The organism is Thiomicrolovo immobilis (genome assembly GCF_039645955.1).
In the GTDB taxonomy this organism is placed as follows: domain Bacteria; phylum Campylobacterota; class Campylobacteria; order Campylobacterales; family Sulfurimonadaceae; genus Thiomicrolovo; species Thiomicrolovo diazotrophicus.
Map to the genome: position 1 here is coordinate 901858 of NZ_CP147916.1, position 26853 is coordinate 928710.

Genomic DNA, 26853 nt, shown 5'->3' on the forward strand with positions numbered 1-26853 from the left:
AAGGGCAAAAATAGGGACAAGCCTGACGGCATGATATTAGACGATGTACTTCCCGGTCCACTTGTGGATCTCTTCCACGCTCATCGCCCTGCTCCTGCGGTTGATCTCATACCCGTTTTTAAAGAGAATGAGCGTCGGGACGGAGCGGATGTTATAACGTGATGCAAGTAAATTTTGCACATCGGTATCGACTTTGAGGAAACGGGCCTTCATCGGCAGGGCTGCGGCCGCCTCTTCGAATGCCGGGGCCATCGTGCGGCAGGGACCGCACCAGGGCGCCCAGAAATCGACTATTACCACGATGTCGCTGTTCCAGATATGTTTGATAAATGCCGCTTCATCCACGCCGACCGGTTTCGTCTCCAGCAGCGAAGCCTTGCAGTGCGTGCAGTCGGCTTCGCTGTAATGCTCCTGTACGGGAATGGTGTTGATCTCACCGCAATGGGGACAGACCATTTTTTGTGTATCCATGACGCTATGCCTTCTGTGTCTCGATCTCTTTCTGCTTCTCCCATGCAAGTTTCAAACTATGAAAGATGAAACAGTACATCGTAGACCGCCAAGGCTTTGTCTTTGAACACAAGAGATAAATAACGTTGAAAATGACCAATCAAAATGCCGCTTGCGGGTTTTTGATTGGTCTCCTCTGATTTGTTATCACTTAGTATTCAAACATTTTCACCAACACATTTGATATGTTCTTTGACACTTTTTCGTCGACGTCGCCGATTTTTTTTATCAATCTTGTTTTGTCGACGGTTCTGATCTGATCCAGCAGCACCAGCCCGTTTTTGTTCTCAAATTTTATCTTCGGCCTGAAGATAAAATCGAATCCTTTGCTGGTCATGGGAGCGACGATAACGGTTTTGAGGACATTCAGCTCGTTGGGAGAAATGACGATGCAGGGGCGTGTTTTTTGGATTTCAGATCCGACCGTGGGATTCAATTTGACCAGGTATATCTCGAATCTTTTAATATCGGCTACCATTCGTAGTCATCCAGATCGCTGTCATCGAGAAGATCTTCCAGGAACGCTTCGTCTGTTTTGCCTTTATTGGCCGCCAGAACGGTTTTGATGTTTTCGTCCCATGTCTCTCTCCCGGTATTGTTAACCGGTTTGATCAATAAGCCGCTTTCCAGAACTTCAAACTCCAGATTTACGTTTTCCAGATGCGCTTGCTTGATGATCGCTTTTGGAAGTCTGATACCTTGCGAATTTCCGATTTTAATTAAAGATGCCATATCGAACTCCTTCTATTTTCGTAATTATATTGTAATTACACAATGGCGTCAATTGGAGATGAGTGATAACGTTTAAAATGAGCAATCAAAAAGCCGCCCGCGGGTTTTTGATTGGTCTCCTTTGGTTTGTTAGTGCTTTTGAAATTCATTGTTTCTAATTCTTCTATCGATTTCACGTTCAACCGCTCCAATTGCATAATTTTTATTTCCACCCTGAATCGTACCTACAATTTTATGCCCGCAATTTTCACAAATAAAGTTAGTCTGATTAGTTTCAAATAATGAACGGCGACGAGTCGGTTCATTGTAAACAAGAGTAGCATCACAATTAGGACAATAGCACCAAAGATTAGATATTTGATTTCCTACCCAGTCCCATCGCCAGACAAGTCCGTATATACTGTCTTCAGTATATGATTTATATTCTGGAATAGTAGCTTCACCTTTAAATGCTAGAAAAATATTTATTAGGCCGATAAATGCAAAAATAAAAATGAGTAACCATATCCAGCCAGGCAGTGCATAAGTTGCGTTGAGTGCATTCCAGCACCATAAAATACCAGACCATATCCAAGAGAAAAAACTAATTGCGTACTCACGCAACTTTGGAATGACTAAAATAATAATGCCAGCAATGGTCGATGCAATTACCCCATTTCTGATCGATTTATATGAACTTTCGATTCTAATTCCTTTATTACACTAACGTTTAAAATGAGCAATCAAAAAACCGACCGCGGGTTTTTGATTGGTCTCCTGTGACTTGTTATGCATACGTATATTTGTCACCAATGAATGACTCGGTATCCGACCAAGCCATGTATTCTTTTTCAAGCTTTCCAAATTCATGGAATAACTTCCCCAGCCTGTTAATAGCAGCGGCCTCCGTTTGAATACAGAACTCTACGATTTCTTTATATGGCAATTCACGATTATTGCAAAATCTGATTTGAATTGCAGTGCTGCCACTCGAATCAGTTGTAAAAACTCTAAATCTAAAATAATAAGAAAAACGATCTTCAGGTTTTTCGGAGCCTATCTCATACAAAAACACATCACTGCCATGTCTGGGGAAATGCTCTAAATGTTCTGCAATCTTTATCAAAGAGTCTGCATTATCGTAATACTCAAAACATGAAGAAATATTTCCATTCGACACATCCCATACAAGCTGAATATGATGCGGTTCTTCGTAAGGAATTCTTTCAAGTCTAATGTAATTACTCATATTTTCTCTTTTTGCATAACGTTTGAAATGAGCAATCAAAAAGCCGCCCGCGGGTTTTTGATTGGTCTCCTCTGATTTGTTATCTTATGACGATTATCCATTACTTGTGAGATTGTCTTCATCAGATGATTTTCTTTCAGGATTTAGCTGTACAGAAAAGAAGGAAATCGAACCGCCAAACCCAAGTTTATGTTCATATGTAAAGTCTATTTCCCCGTGTAAATCATCCAGATTGGTTATTGGGAAGATCAGCTCTGCCTTTTGGTTTGGTCCGATTTTATAGTTGCCAACATACCGAACAGTCTCTGCATTGAATTTTTTTACGTATTCTTTTGTTTCAGCGTCATCGCTATCTTCAAATGCCATTGCTTCTTGATGAAAGCCATTAGGAGCAGATAATCCCAAACTGTCATGCACATCTCTGGATACTTTGATGCCTGTAATAACAGTGTCATGTTCATTGTTTTGAATTTGAATAGTCAATTGATTGGCTTGTATTGGTAACTTTAGAGTTCCGGAAACCTTTTTGCCTGAATTTGATGTTGCTATGACAATGGGCTTGTTTTGAATGACGAAGTGCCAAATAAAGTATCCAACCAGGACTAATAAAATAATTCCGACATATTTCATAATTCGATTTCCTATTTCGTTCTTAGGGCTGCAAGTTTGACACGCATATCTTCATCCGGCTCTTTGTTCGGTTTATATCCAATAGACTGTAATACATTTGGAAAAATTGCTTTGTAGGACTCTGAAGCAAAAACTCTATCTCTAAGAATGGTAGATTCCAAACCATCCAGGAGCTTGTTTTTCAGATATGTCATATCTTCACCTCTGCGCACAAGTTCCTCGATTGATTTGAACCAAAACCTGTATTGATTCTCATCTTCCAGTGTTTCATACAATTTTTCTGTTGGCACATTTTTCAGGCTTTCGAATTTTTTGGCCAAAAAATAAAGTGCAGTTAGTACAACCACAATACCTATTCCCCATTCAAGCATTCATACTCCTTTTTAAGATAACGTTTAAAATGAGCAATCAAAAAGCCGCCCGCGGGTTTTTGATTGGTCTCCTCTGTTTTGTTAGGAGATTTAGTCTCCACCACCGCCACCACCGGAATCACCACTCCCACCATCAAACCCATGGCTTCCAGATGATGAACTATCGGTTGAAAAATAATTCCAGAATGCATACCATTTTACTTCATCGTCAGGGTAGTAACCATTACCTCTAAATTTTGCATATCTGCTAAGCAAATAGAGTTCGATTATTGCGCCTATGAATGGGACAAGCAGAACGAAGAGTACTTTGTAGAATTTTTGCTGAAATGTATAAAGCATCTCTTCTTCGATCACTGCATAAAGTGCAGCTAAATCAAGAAGTATAAATAAGGCTACAGGTAGAATCCACAAGTACTCCATTTGTTCTCCTAACGTTTGTCTTGAGCAATAGTTTCCGCTTGCGGTAAACTATTGCGCTCCTAGTACTTGTTAGATGTGTAATCTAAGCTTGTACATTAACTTTTTTGTGAAATTTAAAAGTTGCTCTTAAAGCTTCTATACAAGCCATAATTACTGTTATATTTATAAAAATATTGATGATGTCTTTATCATACATAATGACAGTTAATAAAACTGTTATTATTGTTAAAAATATTGCAGATGCCTTACTCATATACCTTTTTAGCAAATGTCCACCAATTATATAGACACTTCCTATCACTAAATATATATAACTTGCTTCTTGGTCTCGCCAAATCACAAATAACGAAAGCATTAATATTCCATACATGTAGTACCAAAATACATTTGATTTTATAATTTTAACTGCTTCTTTTTTTGAATTAATTTTTGTAAATAAAATGGTATTCCTTTGTCATCTAACGTTTGAAATGAGCAATCAAAAAGCCGCCTGCGGTTTTTTGATTGGTCTCCTGTGATTTGTTAGGTTTTATCGAATCGGTTTTCATTGATCTTTTCCTATCGGATAATTATCATACTGACCATGTTCTAAGAGTTGTTGTGTCGCATCTTCCAGAAATTCCGTATACGAAGAATAGGCCTTCCAGATTTGGTCAAACTCCACATCAAAAGCTAATAGTGGACTACTTTGTTCCTGAACTTCTTGTCGCAAATCAATCATAAAGTAGACAGCAGCAAAGATGTCCGCGCAACAAAGCCATTTTTTCTCCCAAGCAAATTTTGGTGGCAGTACGTCATCTGAAACATCATGAGCCGGAGTTTGCTGTGTCCAAAGATCCTTTCGTGATTTATTAAATTCATAAATCTCTTCTAACGATATTGTGTAGACATTCCCACCGAAAATTTGGCTTTCTTTATTGATGTTTTGTACTTGATAACTGTATTTAAACTCATCTGGTAATGTGACGTTTAGTAGTAATTCTATTCTTTGAAAATCATCATCAATTGCAGGCGGAGTAGAGATCATTTCCTCGTAAATAGTAGGATTATTGTCCTTGTGGTAATTTCTGACTTTTTCCCACACGGCATCTATTCGTTCTTTATACATCTTTTCTGCAACCTAACGTTTAAAATGAGCAATCAAAAAGCCGCTCGCGGGTTTTTGATTGGTCTCCTTTGGTTTGTTAGGAGACTCTGTCTCCACCGCTTTAAGGCATGAAATCGGCTTGATAGCCTTCATTGCTATTTCCTATTTCATCATCAAGATTTGATTTGACTTTGATCATCAAAGGCAAAAGTAATAGCTTGATGAGCAGCACATATTTTGATGCTTTTTCTGACAAAACTAGTGGCTCATCATTCAAAAAGTGTGAAATGATGGCTGCTCCAATTAAAGGAAGGAGCCAAATGACAAGTGATTGAAATACTTTTTGGGATGAGTCGTACATTTCTGTTTTCGCAAGTCTAAAAGTGCTGACTGTGTTGAACAAAAGTAAATATGCAATCAGACTTATGACAATGTAGTTCAATCTGTCTCCTAACTATTTATTAGCACACATTTTAGCAGACTATCATCTGAACATCTATTAAAACTAATATTAAAAAACGGAAAAAATTTGTCAAAATGCAATAAAATTCTAAGAATATGACCAAATATATGACAATTTTTGATGCCATGATGGATATTAACTGGATATCGGCGTTATCCATCAAAAATGCAGGATATTATCGGAGGTGTTGTATGGCACAAGAGAAAAAACTGCTGGACATTGTAAGAGAGAAGATACGTATCCGTCATTACAGTCTCAAGACAGAACGTTCATATATCGGCTGGATCAAGCGCTATATTTTCTATCATAAGCTTCGCCATCCAAAAGAGATGGGAAAGCATGAGATCGAAACCTTTTTGACGCATTTGGCGGCAGAGTGCGACGTTGCTCCCGCGACGCAGAACCAGGCGTTCAACGCGCTGCTTTTTCTTTATGAGCAAGTACTGGGGATATCGTTGAAAGATCAAAACATCCAGGCGCTTCGTGCGAAGCAGAAAAAACGTATTCCCGTGGTGCTCGATAAGGGAGAAACAAAAGAGATTATTCATAAGCTGGAGGAACCGTACCGGTTGATCGTCAAAATGCTTTACGGATGCGGAATGCGGATGAATGAGGTTCTGCGGCTTCGCATCAAAGACCTTGATTTCGCGCTGGAGAAGGTCTATATCTATGACGGGAAGAGTCAAAAGGACAGAGTCGTCCCCTTGCCGAAAAGCCTGAAAATCGAATTGCAGGCACAATGTGACAGTGTGGCAATCCTGCATGAAGAAGACTGGCGAAACGGTCTGGGGCGCGTCCATATGCCCCATGCCCTCGCCAGAAAGTATCCCGGCGCCGCCGGGACTTTGCCGTGGCAGTACCTCTTTCCCATGAAAAGCCTCTCCCGCGATCCGAGATCAGGTGAGTTGCGGCGCCATCATATGCTTGAGGGGACTGTCGGACGGCAGATAAAAGAAGCGGCAGAAAGATGCGGATTCCGCAAACGGGTCAGCGCGCATACTTTTCGCCACAGCTATGCGACGCATCTGCTGCAAAACGGTACGGACATCCGTTCCATCCAGGAGCTGCTCGGACACAAAAGCGTCGAGACGACAATGATCTATACCCATGTCGTAAAGGAGCTGAACAAAGAGAGCATCAAGAGTCCGCTGGACTTTTAATGACTCTGTGTGAATGCCGAGAGGAAGGCCTGTTTGTGCAGGGTTTTAAGTGCACTGTTAAGCCCGTTGGCATTGAACATGACGAGTTCGCGGTAGTAGCGCTGCAGCCGTTCAGTTGAGAGGACGGAACTGCCGCCTTTGAGGATCATACCGGTGGTGACTACAAGCAGGACGAGTTCGAAGAGCTCCACGCGGAGCCTGTCCAGTTCTTCGCCATCTTTTGTAGCGAGGAAGGCGGTTTTCAGTGCTTCCAGTTTCGCTTCGGCGGCGCGTCGGACTTCCGCATCCTCCAGGGCATCCACGGCGCCGAGGCCGATGCCGTAGAGGGCGTAGTGGATCGTTTTGGAGACGGATTTGTTCTTCGTGTAGGTGCCGAGGGGGTGCGAGGCGATGATGTGTTCCTCGAGCACTTCATAATTGTCGAGGATAACATCGACGGTGCGCATGGCATTGCCGACGAAGGTTTCGGTCACTTCGCCTACAACGAAGCCTTCTATGGGTTCGAACGGCACTACTGCCTGAAACTCTCGGCCTTCGCAGTGAAAGCCGATGACAAGGGTGTCAAAGATGCCGTAGCCGCTGGCCCATGTCAGCCGGCCGCTGAGGCGGTAGGTGCCGTTTTGATGCGTGGCCGATACCACCGTGACGGGGGCGCGCAGGTGGTTGATGGCGATCCCGCAGCGTCTGGCCAGGTAGGGCTCCATCAGCGCAAAACGGTTTGCGTGCATGATCTTGTTTGCCGCGAGGATCTGGATGGTCAGGAAAGCGAGGCTGCCCGAGCGGGGGGCGAGGGTCGTGAAGAGCCGGAACTTCATCGTCTCATGCAGGTCGGAATCGTAGCGGTGAAAGGCAAAGACGCCCGCATCGTAAACAAGATCGAAGGCGCTTTTCAGCGCGGCGGTCTCGCTGTCAAGACGGTAGAGCGGCAGGGTGTCGAGCTGCGCCGCCGTCGCGTCGAGCTGTCGGGCGTAATGGGTCTCGTCGTATGGAAGAATGGCGGACTCCTTGGGCGGCCGAGGGCCGGGAAATTGTTTGAGCGGCCTAGGCCTCTTCGGTTGGATTGATCTTTTTGTAGGCGATGACGCGGAAAGGCTCGAAGCCCAGCTTGTCCCAGGTCGACTGCGCGGCGAGGTTCGACGCCATATAGCTCAGTTCGACGATGTCGATGGCCATGGAGCCGAACCATGCCTGAATCTTTTCGTACATCTGCACGCAGTGGTTCGCCCGTCGAAAACGCGCGTCGACGTAACAAAGCCCGATCCAGCCGACGAGTCCCAGCCCGGAAGCGCTCAGGTGCGACGGGGCGATTTTGCCCATGATGCAGCCGATCTCCTCCTGCGCGTTTTGCAGGATGAAGGTCCGCGCTTTGCGTTCGTCGAGGTACTCCAGCAGGTACGTCTCCATCTCCTCGACGGTCAGCGCACCGAACCCCTTGCAGTAGGGGTCTTCTCCCTGTGCCATCAGATAAAGAAAGGTCTTGTGGAGTGCTTCCGTGAGGAAGGGCAGGTCCTCTTCCGTCGCCCGGCGCAGTTCGATAGCCATAGCACCCCTTTGGTTCATCTGCAGGTATTCTACTCTGCCGGCGGTTCAAATACACTGTGCACACGGGGCTCCCGCCGGTGCGGACGAGTGCTTTTTTCCACGGTTCAATAGCCCGGAAGCCCGTTCTCCCGGCCAGTCTGCTGGGAGTGTACGTGGGAAGGAAGATGCATTCGGGAATGGGTGAATTAATGAGGTGTGCTGTCAGCACACCCCGGGTCAGGTGAATGCCGGCGGCACGGGGAAGCGCGCATCCATGCGCCCCTGGTTGGTGGCCAGCAGGCCGGCGAGGGAGACGATGCCGTGGTCGATGAAGTCGATCGGATCGAGCGGACTCGTGTGTGCGGTGTCTTCGAATCCGGTCAATTCTGTGAATGTCAAATCGGTGCCCTGGTTCATGATATCGCCCGGGATTTTCGGCGCATTGTGGCCGCTGGGGATATCAAAGGCCAAGAGGCTGTGAATGATTTCGTGCGACATGATGCTCCCGAGCAGGCGGCCCAGCAACGTGGTGGCAAAGCTTTCCAGGTCCGCCGTCATGGTTTGGTTCTGGATCTGGATGAGCAGCGCCTGGACTTCGATGCTGATCTCGTGCGAGTTCGAGTCGTCCAGTGCTCCCGGGTAGATGTCAATGGTCTCGTTGAGAACGGCAGCGCCTGCCGGTGTATGGGTGACCCCCGGTGTCCCGGCATAGATTGCCGGCGGTTCGTTGTGAATCTTCAGCGTCGTCACATGGTTCGCGGGAAGATGGGCGGGCACCGTCTCGCTGAACGGGCCGACGCGCCAGATTGTGCGGACATTCGACGTTCTGAGCAGATGGTCGCACACCTCTTTCGCTTCCTGTAGTACTTCGTTCTTCTTGGCGTCCAGTTTGAACTGCGCGAGGAAGTCGTCAAAGGGCGTCGGCGACGCAATGGCATCTTCGTCGATGGTGACAAACTGGGGAATGCAGAGCGTCAGTTTCTGGCTGGCCACGGCGCTCCCCGCGCTGTCGCGGACGGTAAAATCGAGCTCCTGCAGCCCCGGCTTCTTGCCGCGAACGATGGTCCGCAGGCTGTTCTGCGCGTCGATGTCCATTGCATCGACATCGGGGCGCGTCCAGCGGTGCGAGCCGCCCGAAGGGGCGTTGTTGATCTGTGCCGCGACTTCAATGACGCCGCTTTTATCATCCCTGGAGGGGAAGAACGCCCTTGAATCGGGGCTGCTCTGCGGGGTCGGCAAAATGATCGCCGTCTTTGTCGAAAATTCCAATTCGGCCGCCGCGTCCTGGGGACGGGCATCGACCTCGATCTGCTCGCCCGACGGACGGTTGACCTTGACGGAAGCTTTATTGTCCCCGGCGCTCTTCGCCAGGTCCTTGACCTCGTCCACAGTCGTGCCCTGCGCCTCTTTCTTCGTCGGTTCACCGACCATGGAGCTGAGCGCGCTGTAGGAGAGGCCGTTCGCCTGCATATCGGAGATCTGGTTTTTCTTCTTGGCGTCGTCGATGGTCTGCAGGGTTTTGCCGATATCTTTTTTCATTGCCGTCTGCTTCTTCAGATCCGCCGCCATACCCGCCAGGTCGGTAACGCTTTTCGAGGTGGTCTCGAGGGCTTTGATGGCGTTGGCCTGGGTGCCGGCGAGACCGGTCATGTCTTTGAAGGCGTCGCTCTTGCCCAGCAGTTCGAAGGCGGCGCCCAGTCCGGTCGGGTCCGGGGCGTTCGGCGCGGTCTGCATATTGATGATGCTCGACGGGAGATCCTTGACCTGCAGGCTTCCCACGTCCGACTGGCGGCTGTCGGTGGAGACAGGGGCGATCGGCGTCGGCGTCGTTCCGCACGGCTCGTCCTTGAAGCGCCAGTGCCGCGTGTCGTCGATCGGTTCGCAGCTGTTGCATTTGCCCATGACGGATTCGGCGTAGACGCCTTTGGTCGGAACGCTGATGCGGAACGGGTCGGGTTTCGTCGCGGTCTTGTAATGGCCGATCAGGTCCTCGACATTCCTGAAGACGGGGTCGAGCCTTTCGCCCGGGACGACCTTGAGCACGAGGTTGTTCCCGACGACGCCCATCACCTTGTTCTCGACGACGCTGGCAACGCTCTTGTTGCCGGAGTTGGGAGCGATGTAGCCGTCGAGCAGGCCGAAGAGGCGGCTGGCATCCAGGCTCGTCCAGATGACCTTGTGCGACAGTTCCAGATGTTCGTTTAGGTGGCTGACCAGCGCCGCGGCGGCTTTGCGGTCCTCTTTGCGCGGGTCTCTCAGTTCCTTGTCCGTCAGCGGTGTATAGAGCAGCGCGGCATCGGTCACCACTTCAATCGTGGGGTCGAACCAGACGCCGCTGACCTTGACGATGTTGATGATGTCGTTGTTGACGCGGCCGTTTCGGACAATGTAGCTGCTCATATGGTTCGTACGGTAGTGCAGATAGGCCGTGCGCAGGATGATCTTTGACGAGGCGTGCACGGTCGTATTGGCCCGGAAACGGAGGTGCTGGATCTGGCGGCGCGTCACGGTCGGGATCTCCTTGCTGGCGATGTTCACCTGCAGCGCGATCCCTTTGCGGTAGTTCGACATCAGGGTGTAGTCCAGGTCCAGGCGCACTTCACTGCCGCTCTCGTCGATCCCGTAGATGTCGATGGTATCGATGAACTTGCGGACGATCTCCGGCGCGTAGTCCGCTTCGAAAATGGCGTCTTTTTCCGCTTCGGTCAGCGGGACCTCTTTGTCGTAGGTGAACTTCAGGACGTAGGGATACCAGAAGAACCACTCCTTGAGCTCAACGGTCTCCGTAATGGTTTTCGTCTGCTCCTCGATCTGGCTGATATAGGGGCGTTTCAGTTCGAAAGAGATGGAGAAGTGGCCCGAAAAGTTCTGAATGGTCTCGTCGGCATAGCTCCCCTCCGGCAGGTCCGAGTCGGCGTAGTTGTTCGCCATGCGTTCAATAGCATCAAATCCGCGGCGCAGCTGCGTACCGTAGACCGCCCTTCGGAGCGTGTCTTTCCAGCGCAGGATCTTCGCATGGTCGAAGTCCGACATCGGCAGGGGAACGAAGAGGCACTCCTGCACATCCGCAAGCTCCTGTTCGATGGCGTAGTGCTTCAGCACTTCGAAATACTCCACGGTCATGGCGTGGCAGTGGTTGTTGTTTTTGACGACCTCCGTCTGTACGGTCATCGTCTCGTTCTGGCCGACGGTCTGGACGACCGTGCTGCGCTGGCTGCGGAGCGACGAGGCCGACTGGGAGATGTTGTCCTGCAGGCGGTTCAGCGTGCTGCCGGAGAGGTTCCTGGCCGAATCCTGGTTGGCCGTTGAGCGCGACGAGGCGCCGGAGTGGGAGACCCCGCCGAAGAGGCCGCCGATTCCCCCGACGATCCCGCCGCCTATGCCCGCGCTCGTGCTGCTGGTCTTGTTGGTGGAGCTGGCGCTGATATTCTCCTGGAAACTCGAATTGATGATTTCACTGATGTCCCTGTCGCGGGAGAGGTCCGCCGTGAGCGACTCGGCGACCGTCTGCGCCTCCGTGCGTGATGCACGCTCTTCCCGGTCCCAGTCGATGATGGCGATCTGTTTCTCCTGGCAGGGGGCCAGCGGCAGGCTGTAGAGCAGGTCGCCGAGGGAGTAGCCGTCCGCTTTCCACTTCTGCTTGAAATGGAGGATATGCCCGTGGGCGATCGTCGTGTTCTCGTACACCGTCGGCGTTTCGTCCCAGTCGATACTCGTCTCCACGGTCAGCTCCCTGCGGCCGGGATGGTTCAGGATGTAGGCCGCCTCCAGCGCCTCGATCCGGGTGATGGCCGCGTAGATCTGCCGCTTGAGGGTAGAGAGGGCGCTCCTGGTGCTGTGGTAGTGTTCGACAAAATAGTCATCCTCCAGGGAGATCAGGAGGTTGGAGCCCGTCGTATAGAAGGTGTGGAAACGTTCCAGCAGGCTGAGGAAGGCGGAGATGCTGGTCACGTAGGTATCGTAATTGTCGCGGATCGAGAGAATTTCGCCCAGGGTGAAGACCGTCTTGTTGCGGAGGGTCTCCTTGATCTGCTCGAACTGCTGCATAATGCAGAGGATCCCCATCGTATCGGTTTCGCGGGTGGGGCAGGGTTCGAAGGTGTAGAACCCCTTCTGGTCCACTTCGGCCAGCTCGGAGACGAGGCGCCTGAAGTAGCCGAGCAGCTCCTCCTGGTCCTGGGACTCTTTGGTCTGGGTATCGATGCTCCCGATCAGTTTTTCGGCGCGTTTTTGCATGACGGTGATCAGACCCGCGTCAACGAAGGGGTGTTTGACCAGCGCCTGGAAATCTTTGATGTAGTCGTGTATCTGGTTGGGGAGGGCGTTCCCGGCGAACAGGGTGCTGTTTTCCGCGTCGGCGTAGGTTTTGATGTGCCCCAGCAGGGAGGAGACCGTGGCGCGGTTCAGCGCGTCTTCGGAGGCGAGGGATTCGCAGTATGTCTCCGCTTCCCGGGCCCCTTTTTTGCCGCAGTACGCGGCTGCGAGTTCGCGGTGAAGCTCCTGCAGCGCCGTTTTGCGGCGTGCCTGTTCGGCGAGGATTTTCAGCAGGGCGCTGAAATCCAGTTTGTATGAGGTCAGGTTCGCGGAACTGAATTTCAACTGCCCGACGGCGGTTTCCATCTTCAGGCGGTAGACGGGTTCGGTGGCAAACTGGGCCGTGCCGCTGCTGAACGAGCGCATCATGACCGGTTCCGCCACGGCGGCGGGCTGCTCCGTCGTCATCGCCTGCGCCGTCTTCTCGTCGTCGACCGTATAGGCGTTCAGGGAGAGCGTCTTCATGGAACTGTTCATGCGGCTGAAGACGCCGAAAAGTGTCTCCGAAATGTCGAGCAGCTCCGTTTTGAGCTTTTTGCTCTCTTTGGCGGTGATCGTCAGCCCTCTGATCTCGGGCTCGGTCGTCCGGACGGTATGGTAGAAACTGTACTCCTCGAGGGTGCGGTTCGGGATCGTAAAGTCGACGCATTTGCCTCCAAGGTCCTGGGAGAAGGAGGGGTTGCCGATCATTTCGGCCGTCTCCGGAAGCGTCGGAGTGCTTCCGGTGTCTCCGACGCCTTCGGGAAGTAAAGAGAGGTCGGCGACGAGCAGGATGTTCTTGGGGATGATCTGCTTGTTCTCCTGCGTCGAGAGGGTAACGGGGATGGGTGTCTCCTCCAGGCCGGCGACGATGCCGTACGCCTGGGCATAGTCCTCGCTGCCGACACGGGCGAAGAAACTCCCGTCCTTGTTGGTCCGGACCGAAAAGAGCGGATGGAAGCCTTCGCTCCCCGGGTCGGCGTCAGGGTCCGTCGTCACCATGAGGACGACGGAGAGACCCGCAGCGCTGCGCTCGCCGGAAATGTCCACCAGCATGCCCGAAACGAGCCGGGAGTCGTCCGTGATAGGATTGGAGTCGCCGAAGGTGATGACCTTGGGGTCGACACCGATTTCCATCGGCTGCGTGTCATCTTCGGCGCTTGCGTCCGTATTGGACGCGTTGAGGCTGCCGTAACTGTAGATCTGCGAGCCGAGCAGTTCGCCGTCGGGCGCGTAGACTTCTACGGTGACGGATTGGCTGGCCAGCAGCTCCTGTTGGGGCAGGAAGAAACGGAAAGCGCCGTTGGGCTGGACATCGACACGGTCTTTGCTGTAGGTCGAATGGCCGCCGATCTCCTGAATATAGCTTACCTTCAGAAAGTGTCCAAGGTATTGGTCTGTGACGTCGGTGTCATCTGTCGGTTTCAAGATGCCGTTGATACTTACTCTGCTCATGCCGTATCCTTTAGAGTGAACAGTCGGGGGAATCTGACGCTGGTTCAGATAGGGGTTGACGGTTGCTTCCGCGTTTCAGAAAAATTCTTTTTTGTCGACATCCCAATAGCGCGTCAAAAAAACAGTGCATCGCCGGCAGGCATCTATCAAAACGGTACAAAAAAGCAGACACGATCAAGTTAACAGTAAAAAACTTAAATAACAATTATTTAACTTAAAATAGATTTTTTTCGTTTTCTCAGGGGATGGCAACGCCGACGGAATGCGGACCGTTCCGCGTCGTTCGGGAGAGGTGGCGGGTCGTTTCTCTTTCGGGCGCGGAGTGGGTTATGCGCGGGAGGAGAGCAGGGCAAAGAGCATGCCCAGAGAGAGACAGAGAGGAGAAAAGTATTGTGTGTCGTACGCCGCAAAATCCGTGTCGTTGATTTTTTTAAAAAATCCAACGGCATTGAAGTCGCCGACAGCCCGCAGAATGAACAGTATTGAGAGTACCCAGCATGCAGTGAGGAGCGGTTTTGCGGGGGAGGCATCGACGTAAAGCGCGTAGGCCACAAAGGCACACCCGAACAACAAAAGCGCGACGGCAAAGGTGAGAAGGCGGCCGGGGTTGAGAAGGCGTTTGCCGTCCTTCGTCGGCAGCGCCCTGTTCAGGCCTGCTTCCCCGCCAAAGACCCAGTAGATATGGAACAGAGCCGTTACGATCAGAAGCGTGATGGCGGCAAGGACGATAAGCGTCATTTTGGGTTTTTCGGCGCGTTGGGTTTCTGCTTCATAACCCGGATGCTGGCCTTCACCAGCTTTTCGACCAGCGCCTTCGGTATGGCTTTGTCTGCCGGGAAACTGATGATGGATTTGGTCGTCGCGTAATTTTCAAGCTCCTCTTGATGCTCTTCAAGCACCGGAGGCCGTACATGCAAGCGGACATGGGGACGCTTGTAGCTGAACCAGGCGAACATGCCATGATAGTCATACCCCTCATAAAGATAACCGGGCATTTCAAAGTAACTGACGGTTTCCGTGGCATCCGGCGCGGCGGCCTCTATAATGCCGCGGATCTCATGCAAACGATCGCGTACCTCCTGCGGGTATTTTTCGATGTATGCGTCAACGCCTCCGGGGACGATCTCGGTGGATCTGCTATTTGCCTTTCGTGCCATAGGGCACCTCCAAACGTCTGGGTAAAGTGCTGTTGGCACTGAGGGGTGCCAACACCTGTTCTGATGGTTCCATCATAATCAAATAGTTCAAACCGGCCAAGAGCGATGAGAAAAAGCAGACGTGGAAAGGCGTGGCATCAAAAGCCCGGGGGCTTTTGGGCGGCGGGTGCGATATTGAGGCTTACGGCTCGTAGACGGAGACGGCTTTGCGCTCTTTGAACCCGAAGTGGCGCTCGAGGTCGGCGTTGTGCAGCAGCACCGGTACGACCATCAACGACGCGACGACGGCGGCGATGGTGCCGAAAATGAGTGCGACGCCCAAGCCGCCGAAAACGGCATCGCTGGCGAGCAGCGTCGAGGCGAGGATGATCGCCGTCGCCGTCAGGAAGATCGGCTTGGCGCGGGTGGCGGCGGCATAGGCGAGCGCTTCGGTTTTATGCATCCCTTTTTCACTCATCAGCGACTTGGTGAAGTCGATGAGCAGCAGCGAGTTGCGCGAGCTGATCCCGATCAGGGCGATGAAGCCGATCAGCGACGTCGCCGTCAGGAAGAAGGTGTCGGCGCTGAAGAGGTCCATAATGAAGTGACCCACGATGACCCCGATGATGGAGAGGAAGCTTCCCAGAAGGACAATGCCGCTGAGCGTAAAGCTCTTGTAGTAGACGACCATCAGCAAGAATATGAGCACGAGCGCGGCGATGAAGGCCCCGCCCAGGTCCCGGAAGGTGTCGAGGGTGACTTCCATCTCGCCGTCCCAGTGAAGCTCGTAATGGCTCCCCGTATTTTTGTCGGTGAGGGAGAGGTCGAAGAGGCCGCTCTTCTCGATATCGTACTGCTCGGAGAGGGTGTCGAGGATCATATGGCGCGCGTCCATCAGCGGGTAGACCTGGGAGACCATGTCCGTTTCGGCCACGACGTTGACCATCTGGTGCAGGTCCTTGCTCATGATCATCGGGTTGGCGCGGGTCGGGATGATGTCGACGACCTCGGTCAGCGGCACGAGCAGGCCGTTGCTATTCATCAGGCGCAGCCCGGAAAGCTTCTGTTCGAGGGCGCGTTTGTCCTTGCGGCTGAAGACCTTCGATTCCGGGCTCAGGGTCAGGAAGATCGGGATCTGTTCGTTGATCGTTTCGCTGTTCTTGACGGCGATGTCCATCCCCTCGAACGCGAGGTAGATGATGTCGTTGACCTGCTTGATGGAGAGGCCCGAACGGGTGATCTTCGTGCTGTTGACCTTGAGGTCGAAACGGTCGTAGAGCTCGTCGGCCATGACGTCGATGTCGACGAGACCCGCCGTCTGGTGGAAGATGGCGGCGACTTTGCCGGCGAGCTCGCGGATACCCGCGGCGTCGCGTCCGTAGATCTCGGCAACGATGGCGGCCAGGGTCGGCGGTCCCGCCGGCGGTTCGACGAACTTGATGTTCGTGCCTTCTACGATGGGCTGGCACGCCTCCTGGATCACCGGACGGATGCGCTGGACCATCATGTAGGAGGGCTCGCCGCGGTCATGCTTCTTGGTCAGGTTGACGACGATCTCGGAGACGTTCTCCGAATTTTTGAAGTGGCTTCCCTTGATGAGGCCCGCGAAGTCGAGGGGCGAGCCCATGCCGAGGAAGGTCTCTGTGTCGAGCACCTCCTGCTCCTTCTGGATATAAGAGGTGACGCACTGGCTGACGGCGTCGGTCTGGCGGATGGAGGAGCCGTTGGGCAGGTCGACGTAGATACTGAAGGTGTCGTTGTTCTTGCCCGGAAGCATCTTCGCCTTGACGATCTCGGTCGGGGCGATCATCAGCACGGAGAGGATGAAGGCAACGAGTGTCGCGATCAGGATTATCTTCTTCTGGGCTCTGCTCTGCAGTAGCGCGGTAATGAAGCTTTCGAACTTCTGGAAGATCATTTATGGCCTCCTTCATGTTTCGCATGGTCGGGACGGTGCATCATCCGCTTGGCGAAGTAGGGGGTAAAGATATAGGCGACGAAGAGCGACGCGATCAGCGCCACCGGAACGTTGGCCGGAATAGGTTTCATAAACTGGCCCATCATGCCGCCGACAAAGGCCATCGGGACCATGGTGAGGATGATGGCGAAGGTGGCGATGTTCGTCGGGGGCCCGATCTCGTCGGTCGCTTCGACGAGCAGGTCGTCTTTGGGCATGTCCGCCGACTCCACCGAGTGGAAGTGCCGGTGGATGTTCTCGATGACGATGATCGCCGCATCAACGAGGAGCCCCAGTGAGAGCAGGAAGGCAAAGAGGGTGATCCGGTTGATCGTCTGCCCGGTGATATAGGCGATAAAGAGGGTGATCGCCAGGATGGCCGGGACGGTAAAGGTGACGATGAGCGATTCGCGCCAGCCCAGGACAAAGACGAGCAGAATCGCGATGATGACGATGGAGATGATGAGGTGGAAGACCAGCTCGTTGACCGCTTCATTGGCGCGCTCGCCGTCGTTGCGGGTGATGGAGTATTTGATGCCCGCCTTTTCGAGCATAGGCTTGAAGTTTTCAAGGGCCTCTTTGACCTCGTCGGCGATGACAACGGCATTGGTGCCTTTGAGTTTGGAGATTGTCAGGGTGACCTGCTCCTGCGCGGGGGTGAAGGTGTCGCCGTCGCGGGCGCTGATAGCGGCGGAATGGAAGTTCTGGATGTCGTAGCCGTCTTCGACCTTGGCGACGTCACGGAGGTGAATGGGCGCCCCCATGTACTGGGCGACGATGATGTCCTCGACATCCCGGACGCTTTCGATGGCGTTCTTGATGCCCATGATGACGATCTCACCCTCAGTGGTACGGTTCTTGACGGCCGGCACGTTGTAGGCGAGGGCCTGGACCGCCTGGGTGATCTGCCCCAGCGAGAGGTTGTAGCCGGAGAGTTTGTTCAGGTCGACGAGGATGTTGTACTGGTGCTTATGCCCCCCTTTGAGCGCCGTGACGGCGACGTTGGGCAGGCCGTTGATGGCGTGCTGGAGGTTCTTGACCGCATCGTAGAGCCGGGTGTCGTCCATCTTGGAGGGATCCTTGGCGTAGAAGGCCACGGAGACGATGGGGATGTCGACGTCGATGTCGAGGGGTTTGATGACCGGCTGCATCGCGTTTTCGGGGAAGATGTCGGCGTTCTGCATGATCTTGTCGTAGACCTTCAGATTCGAATCCTCTTTCTCCTCGCCGATGTAGAAAGCGGCGTTGACGATGCCGACGTTGTCCATGGCCATCCCCATGATGTGCTCGATGCCGAGCACCTCTTTCATCTTGCGCTCCAGCGGACGGACGATGACGTTTTCGACCTCTTTGGCCGTGGCGCCGGGCAGGGCGATGATGACGGTCGAACCGCTGACGACCATCTGGGGGTTCTCTTCGCGGGGCATGATCATCAGCGAGAGGTAGCCGATGGCAAGCAGCGTGATCCCCAGGATCATCGTCAGTGGGCTGTTGATGAAGTAGCGTGCAAGCTTACCCGCGTAATCCTTGGGCGTATAGGGTTTGTGTGCGTGCATCTGCGCTCCTTACGGGATCGTGACCGTGGCGTACATGCCCGGGTAGATCGGGGCCTTTGAGCTCGTTTTGAAGGCGACCTTGACGCGGAAGGTGTGCGTCATCGGGTTGGAACTCGGGATGATGGCGCTGACGGTGCCCGTCGTCAGCAGCCCGACAGAGGGAACCTCGACGGCGACCTTGGTACCGTAGGGGACTTTGGAAAGGTCGCTCTCAGCGACCTCGATGGCGATCTTGAGGTCGCTGAGGTCCGCCAGGACGAAAGCGGGCATCCCCGGCATCGCCATCTCGCCGACTTTGATGTTCTTGGCGATGATGACGCCGTCGTTGGGCGCTTTGATGCGGAGGTAGTTGTACTGGTTGTAGACTTCGGAGAGCTGTGCCTTCGCCTGCGCGACCTGCTTTTTGCTGATGTCGACCATGTCTTCCATGTTCTTGGCGGCCAGTTCAAGGTTCTCAACCTCGTACTGGCTGACCATGTTTTTCTCCAGCAGGCGTTTGTAGCGGGCCAGGTTGAGCCGGACGTTGCTCAGCTGGTTCTGGTTCATCTGCAGGGCGAGTTCGGCCTGGGAGATGCCCAGTTCGACCCGCGCTTTGGCGCTGTCGACCTCTTTGGAGTCGATACGGTAGAGCAGCTGCCCCTTTTTGACGCGTTCGCCCTCGGAGGCGCCGACCTCGGTGACAAAGCCCATGTAGCGGCTGGTGATCATCTTCTGGTTATCCGAGATGACGCTCCCGGCGACGGTGAGGCCGTCGGCGGCGAGCGCGGCCGCGGCTAGCATAAAAGAGAGAAGCAGTTTTTTCATTGTGTGACTCCGTTGGCAAGTTTTTCAAGGGCGAACACCCGTTCGGTCCGTTTGTTTTTGACTTCCAGCAGGGCAAGGACCTTCTCAAGCTGCTGGGACTGTTTGATAACGACGTCGCTCATGGAAGCGAGCTGCTCGCGGTAGCGCGCCTCGTAGCTGGCGTAGATCTCCTTGGCGAGGGCCAGCTCTTTGGAGAGGGCGTCGATCTCGTAGTCAAGCGATTTGATCTCGGTATGGATCTTGTCGACCTGCAGCGCGATCCCTTTTTTCGCCAGGTCGATCTGCGTCTTGGTCTTGAGGGTCTCGATGCGGGCCTCTTCGTAGGCGGCGTAGTCGCTGCCGCCGGCGAAGAGGTTCCACTTGAGCTGGACGCCGACGGTGTAAGAGCCTTTGTCGGCGGCATAATGCTCGAAACTGTCGGCGGCGGTCTGGACATCGGCCTGGAAGCCGACCATCGGCAGGTAGTCAGAGAGGGCGACGTCCTGCATGCTTTCGCGGATCTGCAGACCCGTTTTGGCCCGCTGGACGTCGATGTTGGCGGCGATGACGTCCGCCGTCTCTAGCGGCGGTAACGGGACGTCGGAATCGGGAAGGGCAATGGTGCTGACGGGCTGGTCGAGGAGGAAGCTGAGATAGTGGTAGAGCAGCTTTTCGTTCGCTTCCATCTGGTGGATGGAGCGCGCCACGTTGGACTTTTTCGCCTGGACTTCAAGCAGGTCCGTCTGTTTGGCATACCCCTCCTGGATCATCGACTGCGTCATCGCTTCGAGGGTGCCGATGTTGTCGTAGATCGTTTTCAGGTTCGAGAGCGCCTCATCAAGCAGGCGCATGTCGTAGTAGGCCTTGCGGGTCTCGTAGATCTTTTCATTGAGCAGTTTTGTTCTGTCGAGGCGTTTGAGGCGTTCCATCCCCTCGGCCGCTTCGACATAAGCGCTGATCTTGCCGCCGACATAAAGGGGCAGGGTGTACTGCAGTTTGCTCTGGAAGAAGTTGCGGTCGCCTGGGTAGTTCAGCGCTTCCGGCGGCTGGGTATAGAGGGCATCGCAGGCCGTCAGGTCGCCGCCCTGACAGGCGGCGGAATTGGCCATGAACTCTGCAGCGCCGAAATCGCCGAAATTCGCTTCGCGGCCGGTCAGTTTGAAGCCGAAGACATTGCCCGCATCATCGGAGCGGGAGATGTTCTGGATAAAATCCAGAGAGCCCCAGTGCTGCCCCCCGGCCTGTGAAGCACGTTCACGCGCACTCTGCACGTCATAGGTTGCCGCTTTGATCTCGAGGTTTTGGGCCTTCAGCAGGTCGATGGCCTCGTCCAGGGCCAGGGCGCCGTTTTGGGCCGTCGCAGCGCCGAGGCTGAGTGCCGTTGCGCAGAGCAGGGTCGCCAGTTTCATGATTGCTCTCTCCTTGTGTTGTTGCGAATGTTACAAAAAAGTTATAAAAATTATGAGGATGAATTATACACCATACGATCTTAATCAATGTAAACACGCCAGCACGCCCCGGCACGGTTTTTTCATTAAGAGCATAGGAAAATCTTATCACAATATTCACAAGCTTTCCACTGAATAGGGGTGTTTACATGCCCGTTACCACATTTTTACCCTATTTAAGCTACACTTGCAGCATCTTACGGAAACGCCCCTGTAGGCGGTGTATCAGAGGAGTACGGGTGAGTCTCAAAGAGAATATCTCGATGGTTAAGGAAGAGCTGAGCACGGAGGAACAGTTCTTCGAACAGGCAGTCAAGACCGAACGGTTCGTCAAAAAGTACAAGAAACCGCTGATCGCGGCGGTAGCGGCGGTGGCCCTCGCCGTCGTCGGCACGGCGGCGTATGACGCCTATGACGCTTCCAAACGCGACGCGGCAAATGCCGCCTACCTGACCCTGCAGTCCGACCCGACCAATGCGGCGGCAAAAGAGACGCTCAAGGCGAACGCGCCGCAGCTTTTTGACGCATGGAAAATGTCCGTGGCGATCAAAAGCGGCGACGTCAAAGTCCTCCAGGCGCTGACGTCATCCCCGGCGTCCGAAGTTGCCGACGTCAGCAGCTACGAAGCAGCGGCGATCGCCAAAGACGCCAAAGCGCTGGGCAGCTACAGCTACCGCCAGGGCGGTGTTTACAAAGAGATGGCCCTGATCGACGAAGCCGTGCTCCTGATGCAGGAGGGCAAAACGGATGAGGCGCACCGCCGTCTGCAGATGATCGGGGAGCAGTCCCCGCTCGCACCACTGGCGGAAGCGCTTTCGCACTACGGCGTGAAATGATCAAGCAGGCTTCTCTCTTCCTCGTCGGCGCACTGCTGGCCTTTTCGGGCTGCAGCAACAAAGAGTACTATACGCCGGAGCAGACCGTCAACGACTGGCCGGTCTGCAAAACACCGAACCATTCGGCAGAAGCCATTGTCGGCGAACGTCCGAAGGTGGAGCAGATCCCGACCTGGCCGACCTGTCAGCGCACCGGGGTCTACCTGGTCTCCAAAGGGGCGCAGGGCGCCGTGGGACGCCAAGGCATGGTCGTCGAAAAAAGCGGCGTCAGCGGCTTCAAGATCCCCGACGGGGAGCGTTTCCTCGGCCAGAGCGGCGGATGGTTCCTCTCGACGGGAATAGACGGGAACGTGACGCTGCGGCGCAGTGAGACGAATGAAACGAAACGGCTGGCACTGGAAAAGACGGTCGCCGCCGCCGCGGTGGAGGGGGACTACCTCGCCGTACTCTTTTCCAGCAACGATATCGGGATCTACCGCCTCTCCACGGGCAAGAGCTACTACAAGCTGCCGGGAACGCCGGCGACGGCAGTGGATGTCCGCATCGCCAATCCCTACTTCCTCGGGAACCTTGTCGTTTTCCCGACGCTTGACGGCCGCCTGGTCGTCGTCAACTACGAGGAGAAGGAGCTTCTGCGCTCGACGGTGGTCAGCACAGAAACCTATTTCGACAACGTCTTCTATTTCAAAGTCATCGGCGACACGATGGTGGCGGCTACCCCGAACCGTCTTTTCAGCCTGAGTGACAAAGAGCGGCGTGAGAAGCTCGACCTCCGCGACGTCGTCTTCGATGCCTCGGGGATCTGGGCGGCAACGAAAGAGGGGGAAGTGCTCCACCTCACCCCGGCACTGCAGCCGGTGGCCAAGCAGAAGTTCCCTTTTGCGCATTTTCTCGGGATGATCGTGGGCAAAGAGAAGCTCTACCTGCTCGAGAAAGAGGGCTACCTGATCGTCATGGATAAAGCGATGACGCAGACGGAGGTCTACAATATCGCCCTGGACGACGGGATCAACTTTACCGGGGAGAAAGCCTTCTACGTGCGCGACAAGATCATTACCGTCGAAGAGTAGCGCGGCGTGTCCGGTCCGCTCGAAGCCTTTATCGAATACATCACCGTTACAAAGGCCCTGAGCAAGCGGACGGTCGAGGCGTACCGCTCGGACCTCGAACAGCTCGAGCGTGCGGCAGAGCGTCCGCTGCTCTCCCTGGAGACCGCCGACGTGCTGAAACTGCTCGGCGGGATCGCGAACAAACGCACCCTCAACCGCAAACTCTCCTCGCTCAACGCCTTTTTCGCCTTTTGTCATTCGCGCCGCTTTACGGCGGAGTCGGAACGCTTCGCCCTCGCCAAGATTCCCAAACTGCTGCCGAAGTTCCTCAGTTTCGATGCGATCGAACGGGGTGTGTCAGCGATCGGGACGGAAAAATGGACCGACCTCCGGGACCGGGCGCTGATCATGTTCCTCTATGCGACGGGGGTGCGCATCAGCGAAGCGCTCGCCGTCGAGCGGAGCGACTTCGAGGGGGAGTGGCTTCGGGTACGGCACGGCAAGGGGGAGAAAGAGCGTCTCGTCCCCGTCGCCGAGGCTGCACGGCGTATGATCGAGCGCTACCTCGACGCGGTGCCCTTTGAGCGCAACCAGCTCTGGCTGAACCACCGGGGGCGGGTGCTTAGCCGCGTCTCCGCGTACAAGATCACCCAAAAATACCTCGGGATCTCTCCGCATGTCCTGCGCCACTCCTACGCGACGGCGCTGATCATCGGCGGAGCGGACCTGCGGGTCGTCCAGGAGCTGCTGGGGCACGCCTCGCTGCTGACGACGCAGGTCTATACCCATGTGCAGAAGCAGAACCTCAAAGAGACCGTACAGCGCTACCACCCCTACAGCAACGGCTAAAGGTCAAGCCGACCCCCCGCGGATGTCTCAACGGACGGGGAAATCGAAATAGCGGTCGGGATAGGGCTCGCTTTCCAGCGTAAAGTGCCACCACTCCTCCCGCAGCGGCCGGAAACCGGCGCGCGTCATGATGCGCTGCAACAGCAGACGGTTCGCGCGCTGCTGCGCCGTGACCGCCATACTGTCGGGCCACGACTCGGGTCCGAAGAAATCGAAGCCCGTTCCCATGTCCAGCTCCTGACCGCTTTCCCGGTCGACCAGTGTCAGGTCGACCGTGCTGCCGCGCGAGTGCCCCGACCGCGCCGCGATATACCCCGCTTTGAAGAGCACGCTTTTGTCGACACGGGGGTAGTAGGTAGCCTTCATCTTCGTATCGTCGAGATCCTTCGCCCAGCGTACGAAATGATCGACGGCGCGTTGGGGACGGTAGGCATCGAAGACCTTGAGGCCGAGTCTGAAGGGCGCGAGGGCGGCTTCCGCCTGCTTCAACGCCGCCGCCGCCGGACGTGTCAGGTAGCAGCGCGGCGCTTCGTAGCCGTCAACGGGCCGACCGACAAAGTTGTTGCTGCCGAAATAGCGCGCCTCGATGCGGAGGGAGGGAACGGCTGCTTTGAGATCGACGAAGTCGGGCGGTACCGCTTCGGCGGCGGCACCGAGGCAAAACAGCAGCAGGGAGAAAAGGAGTGAACGCATCGCAAAAACCTTTTTCGGGGCATTATAGCACTCCGGGAAAGATCGGCATGTTTTAATCATAAATTCTAATATCAAAAATATGTGATTTCCTAAGAACGCTGGGCATAAAATGAAAGAGAGCTTTTGCATGAAGGAGACGTGATGAAGTGGATAAAAAACGGAAGCTTTCGGGGCGCGGTCTGCTGTGCTGCTCTGCTGCTGACAGGGCCCTCTCTTGTGGCATCGGAGAAGACCGACATGCTCGAACAGGGGCGTTACGTCGCGGTGATGATGGGGTGCAACGACTGCCATACGCCGAATTATCTGATGCGCGAGGGGAACGTCCCCGAGAAACTCTGGCTGACGGGGAGTGCATTTGGATGGCGCGGTTCCTGGGGGACGACCTACCCGACGAACCTGCGCAACCGGCTGAGCCAGATGACGGAGGATAAGTGGGTGGCGTTCGCAAAAAACCTCAAAGCGCGTCCCCCCATGCCCTGGTTCAACCTTAACCAGATGAAAGAGCGGGATTTACGGGCTTTTTACCGCTATGTACGGCATCTGGGGGCGGCCGGAAGTGAGGCCCCGGCATACGTTCCGCCGAGTGCGGAACCGCATCCCCCCTACGCGACATTCCCGCCGCCGCCTCCCGCACAATAGGAGTGAATAATTTTTGGAAAGAAATATGCATTATCCCTTGCGGAAAATTATCGGGAATACGTTCTGTCTACCCGGTTCCGAAATTCAAATGCAAGAGGGTCGTAATGTCTCAGAAAGTGCAAGTCAAAATCGAAGGTCTCCCGGAGGGAGCTATCAGTGCCGAAACAATGCAGAAAAAGATCATGAAGAACATCGTTGCCGAGATCAAATCTGCCAATATGGACGGGCTGAACCCCTTCGACCTCGATATTGACGCGGGTCTGGATGTCGCCGTTGAGATGACGCCGGGCGCCTGACGTTCGTCAATGCTGCCGCCGCTCTCCCGCGGCGGCGGATGCTTTTATGATCGCTTCCGTAATTCTCAAACTGACCGAAACGTGCAATCTCGACTGCACCTATTGTTATATGTTCAATTCCGAAGACAAGACCTACACGCGTGTCCCGAAATTCATGCCCCTCGAGACAGGCCTGAAGGCGCTTGATCGTATCGCCGATTATCTCGGAGAGCATCCCGAGCGGCGCATACGCCTGGTCCTGCACGGCGGAGAGCCGTCGCTGTGGCCGGAAGCCTCCATGACCCCTTTTCTGGCAGCAGCCGGTGCGCTGCGGCGGGAGACGAAGCGGCTGGGCATCGGCCTGCAGACGAATCTCTACGACTACGATGCGGCACTGCTCAAACGGGTCGCGGCGGCGGGCGGTTCCATCGGGGTAAGCCTGGACGGGCCGGCGGCCTATAACGACCGGCGCCGTGTCACAAAAGGGGGCGGCGGCAGCTACGAGCGGGTCGCGGAGAACCTGAAGCGGCTGAAATCAGACGGGCTACTCCCCTTTTTCGGCGGGGTCCTCAGCGTGGCGGACCCCGACATCCCGCCCGCGGACTATTTGGCCTGGATCAAAACGCTGCCGAAAAAGCGGGTGAGCGTGCTTTGGCCCATCCACTACAACTACGACGCGCCGCCGAATCGGGATTACGGGGCGTGGTACGCCGAGCTTTTCCGGTTGTGGGCCGAGGCGGACGACCCCTCGATTGATATCCGCATCTTCCGCGACGCGATCAAGCGGATGCTGGGCTCTTCACACCACGGCGATGGTGTCGGGGGCGAAAGGCTCAACAGCGTCATCGTCAACAGCGACGGGCAGTATGAACGCCATGACTACCTGCGCTACTTTGCCGACGGCGCGGTACGGACGGACTTCAACGTCCGCGAGCACGGGCTGGAGACGGCTGCGCAGGATCCGGTCATCCGCCGCTGCGCCGATCTGCGCGAAACGCTGCCGCCGGAGTGCGTCGCCTGCGGGCACTACGAGGTCTGCGGCGGGGGCTTCGTTGCGAACCGCCTCGGCGGGGAGGGCCTGGATTTTTCGCGCAAATCGGTGATGTGCGGGGATCACCAGCGCTTCTTTGACACGGTCCGTTCCTACCTCGGCTGAGCGGGGCAGAGGGTCCGTTTTAGTAGTGTATAATGGGTGACGTTCGATTTACGCTCAAAGGAGTCATCATGAAAGCAGTTATGAGTGTTCTGCTGGTTGCCGCCGCATGGCTGCATGCCGGAAATTTTACGCTGACAAGCAGCGATCTTCAGGGACAGCTGACCATGAAGGAGGTCTTTAACGGCTTCGGGTGCAGCGGTGAAAACGTTTCGCCGGCGCTGCAGTGGGCGAACGCGCCCAAGGAGACGAAGAGTTTTGCCGTGACCGTGTATGATCCGGATGCGCCGACGGGCAGCGGCTGGTGGCACTGGGTCGTCTTCAACCTGCCCGCAACGGTGACCGCTCTGCCTTCCGGTGCCGGGAACGGCGCCAAAGGCCTGATGCCCAAAGCAGCCGTACAGAGCATGACAAGCTTCGGACAGGCGGGCTTCGGCGGAGCCTGCCCTCCGGTCGGTGACCGTCCGCACCGCTATGTCTTCACCGTTTACGCCCTCGATGTCGCGGCCCTCGACCTGGACGCCTCGGCAATGCCGGCGCTGGTGGGGTACATGCTCAACGCCCATGCCATTGCAAAGGCGTCGCTGATGGCGTACTACGGCCGCTAGC

At 54.6% G+C, this 26853-nt stretch carries 29 protein-coding genes; 8 read left to right on the plus strand and 21 right to left on the minus strand.

Annotated features, from left to right (window positions below):
• Nucleotides 1-36: 36 nt before the first annotated feature.
• From trxC to WCX72_RS04700, 11 genes are all read right to left on the minus strand, one after another.
• Nucleotides 37-471 carry a thioredoxin TrxC gene (gene trxC / locus WCX72_RS04650; RefSeq protein ID WP_345971121.1) on the minus strand — a complete coding sequence of 145 codons (435 nt, stop codon included), beginning with the start codon at nt 469-471 and terminating at the stop codon, nt 37-39.
• A gap of 190 nt (nt 472-661) precedes the next feature.
• A complete protein-coding gene (locus tag WCX72_RS04655) occupies nt 662-988 on the minus strand; it encodes a type II toxin-antitoxin system PemK/MazF family toxin (protein ID WP_231020913.1) in 327 nt (108 codons plus the stop codon).
• A complete protein-coding gene (locus WCX72_RS04660; RefSeq protein ID WP_231020915.1) occupies nt 982-1242 on the minus strand; it encodes an AbrB/MazE/SpoVT family DNA-binding domain-containing protein in 261 nt (86 codons plus the stop codon). Before WCX72_RS04660 ends, WCX72_RS04655 begins: the two co-directional genes overlap by 7 nt.
• Nucleotides 1243-1371: 129 nt before the next feature.
• The gene (locus WCX72_RS04665; protein ID WP_231020917.1) at nt 1372-1845 is read right to left on the minus strand and encodes a hypothetical protein; all 474 of its coding nucleotides are present in this window, start codon (nt 1843-1845) and stop codon (nt 1372-1374) included.
• 163 nt (nt 1846-2008) lie between these two features.
• Nucleotides 2009-2470 carry a hypothetical protein gene (locus tag WCX72_RS04670; protein ID WP_231020919.1) on the minus strand — a complete coding sequence of 154 codons (462 nt, stop codon included), beginning with the start codon at nt 2468-2470 and terminating at the stop codon, nt 2009-2011.
• A gap of 93 nt (nt 2471-2563) precedes the next feature.
• The gene (locus WCX72_RS04675) at nt 2564-3100 is read right to left on the minus strand and encodes a hypothetical protein (RefSeq protein WP_231020921.1); all 537 of its coding nucleotides are present in this window, start codon (nt 3098-3100) and stop codon (nt 2564-2566) included.
• Nucleotides 3101-3111: 11 nt separating this feature from the next.
• Complete coding sequence (locus WCX72_RS04680; protein WP_231020922.1) at nt 3112-3471, minus strand: hypothetical protein; 360 nt, start codon at nt 3469-3471, stop codon at nt 3112-3114.
• 90 nt (nt 3472-3561) lie between these two features.
• A complete protein-coding gene (locus WCX72_RS04685) occupies nt 3562-3891 on the minus strand; it encodes a hypothetical protein (RefSeq protein ID WP_345971124.1) in 330 nt (109 codons plus the stop codon).
• Between the two features lie 82 nt (nt 3892-3973).
• Nucleotides 3974-4246 (minus strand): hypothetical protein, encoded by a 273-nt coding sequence (locus WCX72_RS04690; RefSeq protein WP_345971125.1) that lies wholly within the window; start codon nt 4244-4246, stop codon nt 3974-3976.
• 189 nt (nt 4247-4435) lie between these two features.
• On the minus strand, nt 4436-4999 hold the full coding sequence (locus tag WCX72_RS04695; RefSeq protein WP_345971126.1) for an SMI1/KNR4 family protein: 564 nt from the start codon (nt 4997-4999) through the stop codon (nt 4436-4438).
• 100 nt (nt 5000-5099) lie between these two features.
• Nucleotides 5100-5420, minus strand: coding sequence for a hypothetical protein (locus tag WCX72_RS04700; RefSeq protein WP_345971127.1), 321 nt, complete (start codon nt 5418-5420; stop codon nt 5100-5102).
• A gap of 212 nt (nt 5421-5632) precedes the next feature.
• Here WCX72_RS04700 and WCX72_RS04705 point away from each other — a divergent pair, with 212 nt between their 5' ends.
• Complete coding sequence (locus tag WCX72_RS04705) at nt 5633-6601, plus strand: integron integrase (protein ID WP_345971128.1); 969 nt, start codon at nt 5633-5635, stop codon at nt 6599-6601.
• On the opposite strand, the gene WCX72_RS04710 is transcribed toward WCX72_RS04705, so the two are convergent.
• The 9 genes from WCX72_RS04710 to WCX72_RS04750 form a co-directional block, all read right to left on the minus strand.
• A complete protein-coding gene (locus WCX72_RS04710; protein WP_345971130.1) occupies nt 6598-7416 on the minus strand; it encodes a hypothetical protein in 819 nt (272 codons plus the stop codon). The two genes, WCX72_RS04705 and WCX72_RS04710, sit on opposite strands and share 4 nt — an antisense overlap.
• 226 nt (nt 7417-7642) lie before the next feature.
• Nucleotides 7643-8143, minus strand: coding sequence for a GNAT family N-acetyltransferase (locus WCX72_RS04715; RefSeq protein WP_231020928.1), 501 nt, complete (start codon nt 8141-8143; stop codon nt 7643-7645).
• Between the two features lie 216 nt (nt 8144-8359).
• Nucleotides 8360-13870 carry a hypothetical protein gene (locus tag WCX72_RS04720; protein WP_345971132.1) on the minus strand — a complete coding sequence of 1837 codons (5511 nt, stop codon included), beginning with the start codon at nt 13868-13870 and terminating at the stop codon, nt 8360-8362.
• A 327-nt stretch (nt 13871-14197) separates the two neighbouring features.
• Nucleotides 14198-14608: a DUF3995 domain-containing protein gene (locus WCX72_RS04725; protein ID WP_345971133.1), complete on the minus strand. Its 411-nt coding sequence runs from the start codon at nt 14606-14608 to the stop codon at nt 14198-14200.
• Nucleotides 14605-15027 (minus strand): DUF1801 domain-containing protein, encoded by a 423-nt coding sequence (locus WCX72_RS04730; RefSeq protein WP_345971134.1) that lies wholly within the window; start codon nt 15025-15027, stop codon nt 14605-14607. Before WCX72_RS04730 ends, WCX72_RS04725 begins: the two co-directional genes overlap by 4 nt.
• Nucleotides 15028-15208: 181 nt before the next feature.
• On the minus strand, nt 15209-16921 hold the full coding sequence (locus WCX72_RS04735; RefSeq protein ID WP_255707561.1) for an efflux RND transporter permease subunit: 1713 nt from the start codon (nt 16919-16921) through the stop codon (nt 15209-15211).
• Nucleotides 16921-18519 (minus strand): efflux RND transporter permease subunit, encoded by a 1599-nt coding sequence (locus tag WCX72_RS04740; protein ID WP_345971135.1) that lies wholly within the window; start codon nt 18517-18519, stop codon nt 16921-16923. Before WCX72_RS04740 ends, WCX72_RS04735 begins: the two co-directional genes overlap by 1 nt.
• 9 nt (nt 18520-18528) lie before the next feature.
• Nucleotides 18529-19323, minus strand: a complete 795-nt coding sequence (locus WCX72_RS04745) for an efflux RND transporter periplasmic adaptor subunit (protein ID WP_231020934.1) — start codon at nt 19321-19323, stop codon at nt 18529-18531.
• On the minus strand, nt 19320-20711 hold the full coding sequence (locus WCX72_RS04750; protein WP_345971136.1) for a TolC family protein: 1392 nt from the start codon (nt 20709-20711) through the stop codon (nt 19320-19322). Before WCX72_RS04750 ends, WCX72_RS04745 begins: the two co-directional genes overlap by 4 nt.
• Nucleotides 20712-20989: 278 nt before the next feature.
• On the opposite strand from WCX72_RS04750, the gene WCX72_RS04755 reads away from it, so the two are divergent.
• From WCX72_RS04755 to WCX72_RS04765, 3 genes are read left to right on the plus strand one after another with little or no spacing between them, the layout of a single operon-like run.
• Nucleotides 20990-21586: a hypothetical protein gene (locus tag WCX72_RS04755; RefSeq protein WP_231020936.1), complete on the plus strand. Its 597-nt coding sequence runs from the start codon at nt 20990-20992 to the stop codon at nt 21584-21586.
• The gene (locus WCX72_RS04760) at nt 21583-22656 is read left to right on the plus strand and encodes a hypothetical protein (RefSeq protein WP_345971137.1); all 1074 of its coding nucleotides are present in this window, start codon (nt 21583-21585) and stop codon (nt 22654-22656) included. The genes WCX72_RS04755 and WCX72_RS04760 overlap by 4 nt, the downstream gene beginning before the upstream one ends.
• Before the next feature lie 6 nt (nt 22657-22662).
• Entirely contained in the window at nt 22663-23484 is an 822-nt protein-coding gene (locus WCX72_RS04765) for a tyrosine-type recombinase/integrase (protein WP_231020938.1), read from the plus strand.
• Between the two features lie 27 nt (nt 23485-23511).
• Here the strand turns inward: WCX72_RS04765 and WCX72_RS04770 are convergent, their stop codons facing one another.
• Nucleotides 23512-24177 (minus strand): M15 family metallopeptidase, encoded by a 666-nt coding sequence (locus WCX72_RS04770; protein WP_345971138.1) that lies wholly within the window; start codon nt 24175-24177, stop codon nt 23512-23514.
• 141 nt (nt 24178-24318) lie between these two features.
• Here WCX72_RS04770 and WCX72_RS04775 point away from each other — a divergent pair, with 141 nt between their 5' ends.
• The 4 genes from WCX72_RS04775 to WCX72_RS04790 all read left to right on the plus strand — a co-directional run bounded on the left by WCX72_RS04775 (nt 24319) and on the right by WCX72_RS04790 (nt 26852).
• Nucleotides 24319-24816 (plus strand): hypothetical protein, encoded by a 498-nt coding sequence (locus WCX72_RS04775; protein ID WP_345971139.1) that lies wholly within the window; start codon nt 24319-24321, stop codon nt 24814-24816.
• A gap of 104 nt (nt 24817-24920) precedes the next feature.
• Nucleotides 24921-25112, plus strand: a complete 192-nt coding sequence (locus tag WCX72_RS04780; protein WP_345971140.1) for a hypothetical protein — start codon at nt 24921-24923, stop codon at nt 25110-25112.
• Nucleotides 25113-25158: 46 nt separating this feature from the next.
• Nucleotides 25159-26247, plus strand: coding sequence for a radical SAM protein (locus WCX72_RS04785; protein WP_345971141.1), 1089 nt, complete (start codon nt 25159-25161; stop codon nt 26245-26247).
• Nucleotides 26248-26315: 68 nt separating this feature from the next.
• Entirely contained in the window at nt 26316-26852 is a 537-nt protein-coding gene (locus WCX72_RS04790) for a YbhB/YbcL family Raf kinase inhibitor-like protein (RefSeq protein WP_345971142.1), read from the plus strand.
• The last annotated feature ends 1 nt before the right edge of the window (nt 26853 follow it).

What these genes read in the sequence shown, in the direction of transcription:
- WCX72_RS04790 (WP_345971142.1), top strand. Translation starts at nt 26,316, where the DNA reads ATGAAAGCAGTTATGAGTGTTCTGCTGGTTGCCGCCGCATGGCTGCAT.
- WCX72_RS04740 (WP_345971135.1), bottom strand. Translation starts at nt 18,519, where the DNA reads ATGCACGCACACAAACCCTATACGCCCAAGGATTACGCGGGTAAGCTT.
- WCX72_RS04705 (WP_345971128.1), top strand. Translation starts at nt 5,633, where the DNA reads ATGGCACAAGAGAAAAAACTGCTGGACATTGTAAGAGAGAAGATACGT.
- WCX72_RS04730 (WP_345971134.1), bottom strand. Translation starts at nt 15,027, where the DNA reads ATGGCACGAAAGGCAAATAGCAGATCCACCGAGATCGTCCCCGGAGGC.
- WCX72_RS04785 (WP_345971141.1), top strand. Translation starts at nt 25,159, where the DNA reads ATGATCGCTTCCGTAATTCTCAAACTGACCGAAACGTGCAATCTCGAC.
- WCX72_RS04770 (WP_345971138.1), bottom strand. Translation starts at nt 24,177, where the DNA reads ATGCGTTCACTCCTTTTCTCCCTGCTGCTGTTTTGCCTCGGTGCCGCC.
- WCX72_RS04760 (WP_345971137.1), top strand. Translation starts at nt 21,583, where the DNA reads ATGATCAAGCAGGCTTCTCTCTTCCTCGTCGGCGCACTGCTGGCCTTT.
- WCX72_RS04725 (WP_345971133.1), bottom strand. Translation starts at nt 14,608, where the DNA reads ATGACGCTTATCGTCCTTGCCGCCATCACGCTTCTGATCGTAACGGCT.
- WCX72_RS04745 (WP_231020934.1), bottom strand. Translation starts at nt 19,323, where the DNA reads ATGAAAAAACTGCTTCTCTCTTTTATGCTAGCCGCGGCCGCGCTCGCC.
- WCX72_RS04655 (WP_231020913.1), bottom strand. Translation starts at nt 988, where the DNA reads ATGGTAGCCGATATTAAAAGATTCGAGATATACCTGGTCAAATTGAAT.
- WCX72_RS04685 (WP_345971124.1), bottom strand. Translation starts at nt 3,891, where the DNA reads ATGGAGTACTTGTGGATTCTACCTGTAGCCTTATTTATACTTCTTGAT.
- WCX72_RS04695 (WP_345971126.1), bottom strand. Translation starts at nt 4,999, where the DNA reads ATGTATAAAGAACGAATAGATGCCGTGTGGGAAAAAGTCAGAAATTAC.
- WCX72_RS04720 (WP_345971132.1), bottom strand. Translation starts at nt 13,870, where the DNA reads ATGAGCAGAGTAAGTATCAACGGCATCTTGAAACCGACAGATGACACC.
- WCX72_RS04690 (WP_345971125.1), bottom strand. Translation starts at nt 4,246, where the DNA reads ATGCTTTCGTTATTTGTGATTTGGCGAGACCAAGAAGCAAGTTATATA.
- WCX72_RS04780 (WP_345971140.1), top strand. Translation starts at nt 24,921, where the DNA reads ATGTCTCAGAAAGTGCAAGTCAAAATCGAAGGTCTCCCGGAGGGAGCT.
- trxC (WP_345971121.1), bottom strand. Translation starts at nt 471, where the DNA reads ATGGATACACAAAAAATGGTCTGTCCCCATTGCGGTGAGATCAACACC.
- WCX72_RS04710 (WP_345971130.1), bottom strand. Translation starts at nt 7,416, where the DNA reads ATGAAGTTCCGGCTCTTCACGACCCTCGCCCCCCGCTCGGGCAGCCTC.
- WCX72_RS04660 (WP_231020915.1), bottom strand. Translation starts at nt 1,242, where the DNA reads ATGGCATCTTTAATTAAAATCGGAAATTCGCAAGGTATCAGACTTCCA.
- WCX72_RS04775 (WP_345971139.1), top strand. Translation starts at nt 24,319, where the DNA reads ATGAAGTGGATAAAAAACGGAAGCTTTCGGGGCGCGGTCTGCTGTGCT.
- WCX72_RS04750 (WP_345971136.1), bottom strand. Translation starts at nt 20,711, where the DNA reads ATGAAACTGGCGACCCTGCTCTGCGCAACGGCACTCAGCCTCGGCGCT.
- WCX72_RS04670 (WP_231020919.1), bottom strand. Translation starts at nt 2,470, where the DNA reads ATGAGTAATTACATTAGACTTGAAAGAATTCCTTACGAAGAACCGCAT.
- WCX72_RS04675 (WP_231020921.1), bottom strand. Translation starts at nt 3,100, where the DNA reads ATGAAATATGTCGGAATTATTTTATTAGTCCTGGTTGGATACTTTATT.
- WCX72_RS04680 (WP_231020922.1), bottom strand. Translation starts at nt 3,471, where the DNA reads ATGCTTGAATGGGGAATAGGTATTGTGGTTGTACTAACTGCACTTTAT.
- WCX72_RS04715 (WP_231020928.1), bottom strand. Translation starts at nt 8,143, where the DNA reads ATGGCTATCGAACTGCGCCGGGCGACGGAAGAGGACCTGCCCTTCCTC.